9 protein-coding genes are annotated in these 12,742 nt (G+C 34.0%); 2 read left to right on the forward strand and 7 right to left on the reverse strand.

Annotated features, from left to right (window positions below; translation table 11 throughout):
- The first annotated feature begins 235 nt into the window (after positions 1–235).
- Positions 236–1,801 (forward strand): multicopper oxidase family protein, encoded by a 1,566-nt coding sequence (locus tag ACNDLV_RS06425; RefSeq protein WP_006586250.1) that lies wholly within the window; start codon positions 236–238, stop codon positions 1,799–1,801.
- Between the two features lie 49 nt (positions 1,802–1,850).
- Here the strand turns inward: ACNDLV_RS06425 and ACNDLV_RS06430 are convergent, their stop codons facing one another.
- The gene (locus ACNDLV_RS06430; protein ID WP_006586249.1) at positions 1,851–3,059 is read right to left on the reverse strand and encodes an LCP family protein; all 1,209 of its coding nucleotides are present in this window, start codon (positions 3,057–3,059) and stop codon (positions 1,851–1,853) included.
- Positions 3,060–3,227: 168 nt separating this feature from the next.
- Between ACNDLV_RS06430 and pepF the strand changes: the two genes are divergently transcribed.
- Positions 3,228–5,015, forward strand: coding sequence for an oligoendopeptidase F (gene pepF / locus ACNDLV_RS06435; protein ID WP_006586248.1), 1,788 nt, complete (start codon positions 3,228–3,230; stop codon positions 5,013–5,015).
- Between the two features lie 87 nt (positions 5,016–5,102).
- Here the strand turns inward: pepF and ACNDLV_RS06440 are convergent, their stop codons facing one another.
- The 6 genes from ACNDLV_RS06440 to ACNDLV_RS06465 form a co-directional block, all read right to left on the reverse strand.
- Complete coding sequence (locus tag ACNDLV_RS06440; protein WP_006586247.1) at positions 5,103–6,626, reverse strand: L-lactate permease; 1,524 nt, start codon at positions 6,624–6,626, stop codon at positions 5,103–5,105.
- A gap of 98 nt (positions 6,627–6,724) precedes the next feature.
- Positions 6,725–8,248, reverse strand: a complete 1,524-nt coding sequence (locus ACNDLV_RS06445; protein WP_006587591.1) for an L-lactate permease — start codon at positions 8,246–8,248, stop codon at positions 6,725–6,727.
- 121 nt (positions 8,249–8,369) lie between these two features.
- Complete coding sequence (locus ACNDLV_RS06450; protein WP_006587590.1) at positions 8,370–9,161, reverse strand: metal ABC transporter permease; 792 nt, start codon at positions 9,159–9,161, stop codon at positions 8,370–8,372.
- Positions 9,161–9,817, reverse strand: coding sequence for a metal ABC transporter ATP-binding protein (locus ACNDLV_RS06455; RefSeq protein WP_006586244.1), 657 nt, complete (start codon positions 9,815–9,817; stop codon positions 9,161–9,163). Before ACNDLV_RS06455 ends, ACNDLV_RS06450 begins: the two co-directional genes overlap by 1 nt.
- Positions 9,818–9,882: 65 nt before the next feature.
- Positions 9,883–10,671, reverse strand: coding sequence for a Cof-type HAD-IIB family hydrolase (locus tag ACNDLV_RS06460; protein ID WP_006586243.1), 789 nt, complete (start codon positions 10,669–10,671; stop codon positions 9,883–9,885).
- Between the two features lie 84 nt (positions 10,672–10,755).
- Complete coding sequence (locus tag ACNDLV_RS06465) at positions 10,756–12,720, reverse strand: PTS fructose transporter subunit IIABC (RefSeq protein ID WP_006587589.1); 1,965 nt, start codon at positions 12,718–12,720, stop codon at positions 10,756–10,758.
- Positions 12,721–12,742: the final 22 nt, after the last annotated feature.

Here is a 12,742-nt window from a genome sequence, read left to right on the forward strand (position 1 = left end):
TAACTAGCACCACGCGTATCAAATATATCTTTCAAGATTTAGATTAACTAATTACCCAATATTTATCAACTATGAATTAAATAACTTTTTCTTTATTGACTACACTTGTAAATTAACTTTTCGTTATTTAAATTGTGATTTGTCGTATAATCAGTTTACAAGCGCTTACAACAGGTGTACATTGAAGCTGTAATAGTTATTCTCCTCTAGTGAGGTAGAAAGAAAGGTCAATACTATGACAGAAAAAGTATACACTGACTACTTCTATGATGAAGCAGATTTTGACAAAAACCATTTTAGATATAAAAACTTACACATTCCAGATGGTGTTGAAGCTCAACCTTTAGCTGTACCACCTGTTTTAAAACCTGATAAAGTGGACGGCAATGATGTTTGGTTCACTATTGAATCTCTTGAAGGTGAGACACAATTTTTACCTGGTTCAAAAACTAAAACTTGGGGTTATAATGCTCCATTTTTAGGACAAACAATGGTACTTAAAACTGGTCAACATGTTCATGTCACATTAAAGAATAGTCTTAAAGAATTAACCACTTATCACTGGCATGGTATGGAAGTTCCTGGTCCATACATTGATGGAAGTTGTCATGCTCCTGTTTATCCTGGTGAAGAAAAAGAAATTGAGTTTACTGTTGAACAACCAGCTGCATTAACATGGCTTCACGCTCACCCATGTCCAAGTACAGCAGCTCAAGTTTGGATGGGGTTAGCAATGGGAGTAGTTATTACTGATGACCATGAAGCTGAACTTCCAATTCCAAAAGCATACGGCAAAGACGAATTTCCTATTGTATTACAAGATAGAGTGTTCCACAAAGATAATCAATTTGATTACCGTGCTGATTATGATCCTATGGGAGTATTTGGCGATACACCACTAATTAATGGTATCATTAAACCATATATTGATGTAACGACCCAAAAAGTTCGTTTGCTCTTCTTAGGTGGTACTAACCGTCGTGAATGGAGATTACACTTCGATAATGATTTAGTTATGACTCAAATCGCAGGAGATGATTCTTTCTTAGAACATCCTGTAAAGATGACCAAATTATTAGTTGGTCCTGGTGAACGTCTTCAAGTAATTGTTGATTTCTCAGGTTATAAATCTGGAGATGTCGTAAATCTTTATACTGATGACTTCAAACTTATTGAATTTAGAATTCATGACTTTGAAGAAGATAATTCTGTCTTGCCAGATACCCTATTCACACCGACAGATCCAAAAGTTGATCCAGATGCTCCAATCCGGAAAGTAACAATGGATGACCATGATAAAATTAATGGTAAGCAATATTCTATGCAAAGAATTGATATGAAAGCTGAAGTTAACCATGCAGAATATTGGGATGTAACTAATACTAACAGCAAGAGTCACGGTATGCTTCATCCATTCCACATTCATGGTGCTCATTTCTTAGTTGTATCACGCAATGGCCAAACTCCAAATCCTAATGAAATCGGAGTTTACAAAGACACAATTGAAGTTGCTCCACAAGAAACTGTTCGTCTAAAAGTAATCTTCCCTAAAGAAGGTCTCTTTATGTATCACTGCCACATCATTGAACACGAAGATGCTGGTATGATGGCAAACATCTTAATTGTTGATCCAACCAAGCCAGAACCACATTACGATTTAATGGATATGGAAACCTTAACTAAAGCATTTGCGGAAGAAAAAGGAATTCCAGAAAGCGAAGTATTCATGCCAGGTATGTGTACTGAAGGCTACATGGATCATTGTCATGATGATGCAAATAGCGGAGCTAGTCATCATTAAAGCAAATAAATAGTTATTAAAAAAAAGACCTGCAATGCAGGTCTTTTTTCTACCAATTTCCACCATTATCATATTCACTAACGTTATTATTGTAAGTTGTATTGTAATTACTACCAGAATCAGAATTAACTGCAGAATCACTATTAGCTGGAAATACTTGGTAATTAGTAAAGGCGTTAGGATTTGTCCAATCAATAGCATTATATTTTTCATTTAAACGATTCTGCCTAGTTTCTTCATTGCTAAGTTTTTGCTTTTTCAAACCTAAGTTAGTTCGAGTATAATTTGAAACTCTCTGTAATTCACTCGTTGAAGCAACTTGAATTGAGGCGCCATCAATCCAAGCATCGTGGCCATGAATATAGTCACTCTTAATATTATTTGCTACAGAACGATAATTAATAGCGATAGCCATCATATCACTAAAAGTCATATTAGTTGTCACGTTTTTTGAAAAAGCTTTTAGGATTTTTTTATAGTTGGAAATGCTATTTAAACTTAAAGCATTTTTGACAATTGCCATGATAATTTGTCTTTGGCGCAATTGTCTTCCATAATCACCACGAGGATCTTCTTTTCTCATTCTTGCGTAATCTAATGCTTGTTTACCATTTAAATGCATTTTTCCTTTCTTGAAGGTGGTATTATAAGTGAACGAAAATGGTACTTTAACATCTACTCCACCTACAGCATCCACTAATTCTTGCAATGCCTTCATATTAACTTCCATGTAATAATTAATTGGAGTATTAAGCAAGGCCTTCGTAGTTTTCATTGCAGCTTTATTACCACCTACTTGATAAGCTGAATTAACTCTAAACATAAAGTATTTTCCATTATCGCCCTTTATATCAGCCAACAAATCTCGTGGTATTGATGTCAAAGTGGATTTTTGAGTCTGTGGATTGGCCGTCGCAAGAATCATAGTATCAGAATTTCCTTGATCATGACGATTTTCAATTCCTTGATCTACTCCCAAAATTAATACCGAAATAGGTTGCTTATTAGTAATCTGAGTAGCAGGCGTACCACCTTGATAAGTATTTCCCAACGCTGCTTCTAAATTAAAGTAAAAATGGCTCCCCCATGTTGCCACAAATCCAACAACAAGAAAAACAATTAAGGTCAGAAGCTTTTTAAAATTTTTATTACTAGCGATCTGTTTATTTGCAGTAAAAAATTGATTTCGAGATAGTAAACGCCCACTGCGTTGCTTGAAGCGATATTCTTCCCGACTATCTGGATGATTTTTCGTCATATCCAATTCTCCTCAACAAACTTATATTTAAATTTTGCCACTTTTTGTTTTAAAACTATACTTTTTTGTGTAATTTTAAGGCTTTATTTAAGATAAAAAGACGTTTTTTTGTAAAATCTACAAATAACACGCTAAAATAAACTTATTCAAATCACGGAGGAATTTTATATGGTATTACCTACAAGAAATGAAGTCCCCAAAGAGTTGACTTGGGATTTAACACGAGTTTTTCCTACTGATCAAGCTTGGCAAAAAGAATTTGAGTCAGTAAGCAATGAAATTTCCAATCTAAATAACTTGAGTGCCATCATTACTAAATCTGGTAATGATTTATATTCAGCATTAACCCAAATTTTTTCAATTGATCGCCGTCTAGAAAAAATTTATGTTTATGCCACGATGTCTAGAGATGTTGATACTAGCAATAATCATTATTTAGGTTTTGCCGCAATGGCAGAAGATTTGGCAAATAAATATAGCTCAGCTATTAGCTTCATTAATCCAGCTATTTTATCTTTAAGCAATCAAGTCTTAAAAGAATTTGAGCTACAAGAACCTAAATTATTAAATTACAAACACTATTTAGATCAGATTACTAATAAAAGAAATCATACTCTAGATGCGCAATCTGAACAAATTATTGCTGCAAGTGGTGCTGCTCTTGGTTCATCAAGTAATACTTTTAATGTGCTAACCAATTCAGATCTTGAATTTGGTTATACAACTGACAATGATGGCGAGATGGTTCAATTAACTGAAGGATTATATAGTCAGCTTATCCAATCACCAAAAAGAACCGTCAGAAAAAATGCTTTCGAAACTCTTTATGCAAGCTATGGTCAATTTCAAAATACACTTGCTTCAACTCTTTCAGGCAATGTTAAATCACAAAATTATGTTGCATTAATGCATGGTTACAATAGTGCGCGCGAAGCAGCTTTAGCACAAAGTCACATCCCTGTTTCCGTTTACGATAACTTAATTAAAGGGGTTCATAAACATCTCAATTTACTCCACCGTTATATGAAATTAAGAAAAAAAGTTTTGGGATTAGAAGAACTAGAAATGTATGATCTCTATGTTCCAATTACAGGAACCCCATCTTTATCCTATAGCTATAGTGAATCGAAAAAGCAAGCACGAGAGGCATTAAGTATTTTAGGGAAAGAATACCTTGATCAAGTTGATTATATTTTTAATAATCGAGTAATTGATGTTGTGGAATCTAAGGGAAAAGTAACTGGAGCATATTCAGGTGGTAGTTATGATACAGATCCTTATGAATTGCTTAATTGGACTAATGACTTTGATGCTCTTTATACTTTAGTTCACGAAACGGGCCATTCTGTACATTCTGCTTTCACTAGAAAAAATCAACCTTATATCTATGGCGAATACCCTATCTTCTTAGCAGAAATAGCATCAACTACCAATGAAAACATTCTAACTGAATATTTATTAAGTAAAGCAACTGATCCTAAAATTAGAGCATTTATTCTTAACTACAATTTAGAAGCATTCAGAACTACCCTTTATCGCCAAACTCAATTTGCTGAATTTGAACAATTTATTCATGAGGCAGATCAAAGCGGAGAACCACTAACAGCTGAAAAATTGAATTCTTTTTATGGTGAATTAAATCAAAAATATTATGGAATCGTAGAGCCTGGCAGTGATATCGATAAAGAATGGTCAAGAATTCCTCACTTTTATTACAATTTTTATGTATATCAATATTCTACGGGATTCGCTGCAGCGGTTGCTTTAGCTAAGAATATCGTTCATGGCACAGAAAAACAAAAAGCAGACTATCTAGCATTTTTAAAAGCAGGTTCAAGTGAATATCCTATTGAGATTATGAAAAAAGCTGGTGTCGATATGACAACGTCAACTTATCTTGACAGTGCCTTTTCAGTCTTTGAGCAGCGCTTAAACGAACTAGAAAAATTACTATAAAAACAAAAAACAGACTATTAACCTGTAGTAAATTACCAAAATTAAATTTCATTTTGGATGAACTACAACTTTAGTCTGTTTTTATTTTTATAACCTTATCATGCCAAAAATTAATCCAATCAGATACAAAAAAATGCAAATAACTCCTAAATAAAGCCCTGCCCATTTTAAAGCATCTTTTAAAATAATTCCTTCTTTTCCTTCTAACTTAACTCCAGTAGTTGCAACCGCAATTGATTGTGGTGAAAGCATATTACCTGCTGTTGACCCTGCCATATTTGATGCAACTAACCAGTATTTATTTACCCCTAAATTTTTAGCCGCAGACAATTGTAAATCTCCAAATAAGACATTAGAGGAAGTATTCGATCCTGTTGCAAAACTCCCAATTGCACCAATAATAGGAGCAAAAAGTGGATATATTGGTCCTAACCCCTTTACTAAGCTAGTTGCCAGTGTCGTTGTCATTCCAGAATAATCCATTACTTTAGCTAATGCTACAATTGCGCAAACCGTAATAATGGTTTTCCATATGCTTTTTAAAGTCAAAATCAAAATCTTCAACTGTTCCTGCAATGATACTTTTTGAACTAATCCACCAATAATAGCCGACAATAAAATAATAGTACCTGGTGATACTAGGTAAGAAAAAGTTTGTCCATTATCTTGGCCTGGATAAATCTGAAAACCAATTTGAAAATTATTCAAAAAGTTATTAATCTGTGGAAAAAGCGGTGAAGTAACTAATACTAATGAAAAAATCAATATAAATGGTGCTGTTGCAACTGCAATTTCAGTTAAAGTATGTTTTTCTTGTTTAACAGATGACTTGTTTTTCCTTTGAGCCAACATTATTAAGACAATTAAAGTCGCTAATGATGCCACAATTGTAGGTAATTCTGGTCCTAATAAGTACGAAACCACTAGTTGAACGATTCCATATACTAGCCCAGCTGTTAAAGGATAGTACCATATTTTCTTTAATTCCTTAAAAGATGAATCGACTAATAAAACTAACAAAAATGGCACTAAAATACACAAAAGTAATAATTGTAAACTAACAAATATAGCTAAAGTTTGAGAATTTAACTTTGTTACATCTGCCAAAGTAATTACTGGAAGACCTACTGCTCCAAAAGAAGTGGTAGCAGTATTAGCTAATAAACTAATAACAGATGCTTTAATCGGCTTAATATTAAAAGAAATCAAAATACCAGCAGGAATCGCAACAGCTATTCCAAAACCCGCTACAGATTCTAAAAATGCTCCAAAAGCCCAACATACTAATAAAACTAATATTCTAGGGTCAGTAGATACATGGCTTAGGGCATTTTGAATAACTCGCATATTTCCTGAATAACTTGCGCTATTGTAGGCGAATAAGGCTGCGACAACAACATATGAAATTACTATCAGGCCCATTGTCGCACCATCTAAAGCACCTAAAAAAGTTTTAGTAACAGTTAATTTGCCACCTAATATTGATAATAATACAGTCAATGCTAATCCAATACTTGTTGCTTTAACAGCTGGCATTTTAAAAACGCCTAATGAAATAATTAGCCATATAATTGGTAACAAGTCTAAAAATAACTGTATCAGTGAATTCATCGCATAACCTCCAGTATAATTATATTTTTATATTATCATATAGTATTTATACGGACCAATTATATGCTCAAAAAAAGCTCGCTAATGCGAGCTTACAATCAATACTTTAACATTCCTAATATTATTCCAAGACCAAATAAATATAAGCAAATTATTACCAAATAAAGACTAAACCATTTAAGAGCTTGCTTTAGAAGTTCCCCTTCATGTCCTTCAAGCCCAGTAGAAGCAGTAGCGACAGCTATTGATTGTGGAGATATCATTTTTCCAGCTGTTGCACCTACCATATTAGAAGCAACCACCCAATCAACATTTGCTTCCAGTGATCGAGCTGCTGATAATTGTAAGTTCCCAAATAAAACATTAGCAGAAGTATCTGATCCTGTTATAAAAGTTCCAACTGCACCTATTAAAGGAGCTACTAAAGGATATACAGGCCCCATTAAAGCAACTAAACTAACTGCCAAAATATTAGTCATTCCACTATATCCCATGACTTTAGCTAAAGCGACAATTGTACAAACCGTTAGAGTCGTTTTTCCTAATCCCTTAATAGTAGTAATAAAAATTTTCCCCAATTGTTGTAGCTTAATTTTTTGAATTAAACCACCAATTATAGTTGCAATAATTATCAGTGTCCCAGGTGATGCTATATACGCAAATGAAAAACTCCCCTTACCAATCGAAAACTTAATAATAAAGTGATTTAAGAATTGATTAATGCTAGGAACAAGGGGAGAAGCCATTAATACCAATACAAAGACTAAAATAAATGGTGACATCGCTCTAAGTATTTGATTTAACGAATGGCTTTTCATTTCTAGATCTTTCGCTTGTTCTTTATTTTGATTTTTTAATTTTGCTAAAGAAATTGTCACTACAATACTAAAAATTGCACCGACAATTGCAGGGAGCTCAGGCCCTACAAACTTTGCAACAATAATCTGAGGTAAAGCAAATGCTAACCCTGAGGCTAAACATATCCCTCCAACTCCTTTTATTGCCTTTAAATTATTTTCAACTAAAACAACCAACACAAAAGGTATCAATATAATCAATGGTAATAATTCCAAAGTAACATAAGCTGATAATTCATTGCCGTTTATTTGAGTAAGATTCGACAAAGTAATAACTGGAAGTCCAATGGCGCCAAATGCTGTAGGAGTAGTATTAGCAATTAAACATATTACACTCGCTCTGATTGGATCTATCCCAAAAGCTATTAAAATTCCTGCAGGAATTGCTACTGCAGTTCCAAAGCCTGCTATAGCTTCTAAAAATCCACCAAACCCCCAAGCAATAATTAGTACCAATATACGCCTATCTGTAGAAATCGAGCTCAATAAATCTTGAATTATCTTAATACTTCCTGATTGATTAGTTACATTATATGTAAATAATGCTGCGACAATAACATAAATAATTGGAAATAGTGCCATCAAAACACCTTCTAAGGCTGCATTGAAGATATTAGTAACAGGCATTTTGAAACTGAACTTAGCTAAGATAATTGTTATAATTAGACCAATTGCTGTTGCCTTTGTGGCTGCCATTTTTAAAAAGCCAAGTGACATAATTAGCCATATAATTGGTAGCAAGGCAAAAATAAATTTAATCCACATATTTGCATTCATAATGCTGCCTCCATATTTCAACTCTATAGGCTAATCATACCATGAAAGCGCTTTATTTATAAAGTGAAAAGTATTAAAAAAAACGGCGCTAATTGCGCCATTTCAATGTTTATCTTTTCACAATCTTTGCTAAATATACTGTTAAATATACTAAAACTTCAATTACTGAAATGAAGAAAGTAACTGGCCAATTGGTAATAAACCCTAAATATAATCCAACCCATACGCCAATTAGTGCCAAACCTACAGACCAAGCTATCATAGCTGGAATTGTTTTTCCCAGATACCTTGCAGTTGACGCTGGTAAAGTTAGTAAAATAAATACTAATAGTGAGCCGACAACTTGAGAACCAACACTTACCGCCATAGCCATTACAATTAAAAATATTATTCCTACTAAACTAACATTTACATTGTGAGCTAGGGCACCAATATGATCAAATGAATCAAAGTTTAATTGGCGTTGAATTATAGCAATAATTATTAAAACTAATAAAGATAATACAGTTAACTGAATTACCCCTTCTAAGTCCACTCCAATAATACTTCCGAATAAAATATTAGTTGCATAGCGACTATTAGATCCTGCTAAAGATAGAAATAATACTCCTAAGCCAATAAATAATGCACTAATAGCACTAATGGAAGATTCTTTTTGATTGGAATGGATCGATAATTCACCCACTCCTAAAGAGCCTAATAATGTAAATAAAAGCATCCCCCAAAGCGGATTAATTCCCATAAAAACAGCAAAAGCTGCTCCCGCAAAGCCAATTTCACTCAAAGTATGAGCTAAAAAACTAAAGCTTCTCGCTACAACATAAACACCTACTACACCACAAGTAATTGCAATAAAGGTAGAAGCCCAAAAGGCGTAGCGCATAAATTCATATGCAAACATTATTCATACGCCTCCTTAGTTAACTGGCTAATTTTATTATGTTCTAAATTTTTATCCTTAAACAATAAATAGTCCTTCATGTACTTCTTAGCTAATGGAATATCATGTGTTGTAAACAGGACTGTTAGGCCATGTTTTTCATTTAGATGTTTAATGAGTGTCATCAATTCTTCTTTAGCTACTGGATCTAAACTAGCAGTAGCTTCATCTAAAATAATAAAATTGGGTTCATCAAGCAAAGCTTGTGCTAGATATGCTCTTTGTTTTTGTCCACCACTAGCTTCACCCATCCGTGTATTTTGAATTTCTAATAAATTGGTTTCCTTTAAAATATTATCAACTCTTTTTTTGACAGATGCTGACTTAAATAAAGGAGTATTCAGCTCAATAAAAGCCCTGATGCTTAATGGATAGTCTGAATCAATATTTCGAAATTGAGGTACATAACCAATCTTAGTATTCTGAGAAAATTTAAAAACACCAGCAGTAGCTGTTAACATATTCATCAAAATACGAATCAAGGTAGTTTTACCTGCACCATTAGGTCCCAGTAAGGCCGTCATTGAACCTTTTTTTAGCGCAAAATTTAAATTTTCAAAAACAGTTTGTTCATCAAATTTCATTGTTAAATTTTCAACTGTTAAAACTTTTGCCATTACTACCTTCCTTTCAATTAATTTTTGATTTTTATTTGATAATTAAAAATCTTATCAGTATATTCCTATTTACTCAATAATGCAATTATTTTTCTTTGGACACTACTATCATCACTTGAACCAATTAATTCATCAGCAGCTTCTTTAGCTACTATTTGAGCTGTTGACGTAGCAAAGCTTTTGCCAACATATTTAAGCATTGCAACATCATTTCCACTATCACCAAAAGCTACCATTTCTTTAGATGAAATTCCTAATTTCTTCCCCAAAAGTTTAAGTCCTACAGCCTTATTCATATCAACTTTAGAAACATCAATAGTAAATTCAGACCCCGCAACAAAGCCTAATTTAGGGAATTTTTCTTTCATTTCAGTTACCAGGTCTAAAACATTATCATGTAAAATCACAAAGCTCATCTTAAATAATCGGTCATCTATTTCATCAAAAGAGTTCACTGCTTGCAGTTTATGGTAATATTTTTTCATTTCTTGATAAAGTTCATTACCATCACTCTTTAAAACATAAGCGCTATTCAAGCCCGCCCATACGACGGGATATTTATATTTAATACAAGCTCTTTGAATTTCATTAATTTCTTCAATAGTTAAATCTTCAATTGCTAAAATCTGATTTCCCTTGGCAACTAAAGCACCATTTTCAGCCACAAAATATAAGTCATTAACATTATTGGGAAAACGAGTTTTTAAGTTATCATATTGATTACCGCTTGCAATAACAAAGTTAATATTATTTTTCTTCATTAAGGCAATATCTTTTTCAAAAAGATCTACATCATATTTTTTATCAGAATTTAGCCACGTACCATCCATATCTGTCGCAATTAATTTGATCATAGTTATCCTCCTGCTTACTTTTATTCTATCAAAAAAAGACACTATCTTAATTGATAGCGCCTAATTTATTTAAATTGACATAAATTATTTGTTTACTGGCTTTTTCCAGAATCCCAAAATAACAGCTGCAACAATTGAACCAATAATTACTGCTAAGAAGTAACCAGGGATATTAGTTGCGAGTGGGGATACCCAGAAACCACCGTGAGGTGCAGGAACACCTACATGTAATAAACCAACTAATGCACCAGCAATAGCTGAACCAATAACACTTGAAGGAATTACACGACTAGGATCTGCAGCAGCAAATGGGATAGCACCTTCTGTAATGAATGAGAACCCTAAAATCCAGTTAGTAATACCAGCTTTTCTTTCTTCATCAGTAAACTTGTTCTTAAAGAATGCACTAGCAATCGCTGTAGCAAATGGAGCAACCATACCACCAACCATAACAGCAGCCATTAAAATAGCAGCAGTCTTAGAGTTAGGATCATTAGCAAAAGCACCTGAAGCAAAGACATAAGCAGCTTTGTTAAAAGGACCACCCATATCAATTGACATCATACCTGCCAAAATAGCTGTAAGTAATACTAAATTACCAGTTCCTAAGTGATTTAAGAATGCAGTAATACCTGCATTTAATGCACCGAAAATCGGATTAATGATGAAGAACATCACTAAAGCTGTAAGAAGCAATGATAAAATTGGGTAAATAAGCATTGGTTTCATACCTTCAACTGACTTAGGTAAGCCTTTGAATAACTTCTTAAGACCTACCACAATGTATCCAGCGATGAAACCAGCCGCAATACCACCTAAGAAACCAGCTGCAGAATTAGCGCTGTGATTTACACTAGCAACATATGCTCCGCCAAATGAACCCTTGTAAACAGTTGCCATAAAACCGCCGACGAAACCTGGCATAAGTGCAGGCGCATCACCAATTGCTTCAGCAATATAAGCGGCAAGAACTGGTACCATGAAAGCAAAGGCCATACTACCAGCATTGTTTAAGAATACAAATGCCTCTGTCTTAGCTCCACCCATGTATTGTTCAACTAAGAAGGAGATGGCCATTAAGATACCGCCACCGATAACGAATGGAAGCATATGACTAATACCATTCATCAATTGTTGATATATAGCATGAAGGCCACTTGCTTTTGCTTCACTTGCTTCTTCGCTATTACCACTATCATGGTATACGCTACCCTTACCAGCTAAAATATCTTTAACCAATTCTTCTGGCTTGTTAATACCATCAACAACTGGACCAGCAATCAATTCCTTGCCATCAAAACGGGCCATCTTAACTTTTTTATCAGAAGCAATGATAACACCTTTAGCACGCTTAATTTCATCAGCAGTTAATTCATGCTTAACACCTTCTGAACCATTAGTTTCAATTCTAACTTCAGCGCCTAACTTTTCACCAGCCTTAATCAAAGCTTGTTCAGCCATGTAAGTGTGAGCAATACCATTAATACATGCAGTTACCCCAACAATCAATGGCTTGTCACTTTTATCTTCTTTTGCATCTTCGGCTTTCTTAGCTGCTGCTTTTTCTGCTGCTGATTTTTCTTCAGCATCCTTAGCATCTTCTGCAGCAGTAAAAATATCAATAATTTCTTCAGGCTTAGTAGCTGCTTTTAATTTAGCAATTAAATCAGGATTTACAAGTAAACCTGAGAGCTTAGCTAATGCTTGCAAGTGAGTATTATCTGCACCATCTGGAGCTGTAATCATGAAGAATAAGTGAACTGGTTGTCCATCTAATGAATCAAAGTCAATGCCTTGATCACTCTTAGCAAATAACACACGAGCTTTATTAATACTCTTATTACGTGCGTGTGGCATCGCAATTCCTTCACCAATACCAGTAGTTGATTGATTTTCACGTGCCCAAATAGATTTTACGAACTCATCTTTATCATTGACTACGCCAGTAGCAACTTCCAAATCAGCCATTTCATTAATAGCTTCTTCTTTATTAGTTGCCTTTAAGCTCATAATCATTGATTCAGGGTTTAAAATATCTTTAATCCGCATGCTTTTCCCCTCTTTTTCTAGA

The sequence above is a fragment of the Lactobacillus fornicalis genome (genome assembly GCF_055362665.1).

Bases quoted from the DNA above. Each gene is read 5' to 3' on its own strand.
- ACNDLV_RS06445 (WP_006587591.1), bottom strand. From the start codon at position 8,248: ATGTGGATTAAATTTATTTTTGCCTTGCTACCAATTATATGGCTAATT.
- ACNDLV_RS06425 (WP_006586250.1), top strand. From the start codon at position 236: ATGACAGAAAAAGTATACACTGACTACTTCTATGATGAAGCAGATTTT.
- ACNDLV_RS06460 (WP_006586243.1), bottom strand. From the start codon at position 10,671: ATGATCAAATTAATTGCGACAGATATGGATGGTACGTGGCTAAATTCT.
- ACNDLV_RS06440 (WP_006586247.1), bottom strand. From the start codon at position 6,626: ATGAATTCACTGATACAGTTATTTTTAGACTTGTTACCAATTATATGG.
- ACNDLV_RS06430 (WP_006586249.1), bottom strand. From the start codon at position 3,059: ATGACGAAAAATCATCCAGATAGTCGGGAAGAATATCGCTTCAAGCAA.
- pepF (WP_006586248.1), top strand. From the start codon at position 3,228: ATGGTATTACCTACAAGAAATGAAGTCCCCAAAGAGTTGACTTGGGAT.
- ACNDLV_RS06455 (WP_006586244.1), bottom strand. From the start codon at position 9,817: ATGGCAAAAGTTTTAACAGTTGAAAATTTAACAATGAAATTTGATGAA.
- ACNDLV_RS06465 (WP_006587589.1), bottom strand. From the start codon at position 12,720: ATGCGGATTAAAGATATTTTAAACCCTGAATCAATGATTATGAGCTTA.
- ACNDLV_RS06450 (WP_006587590.1), bottom strand. From the start codon at position 9,161: ATGTTTGCATATGAATTTATGCGCTACGCCTTTTGGGCTTCTACCTTT.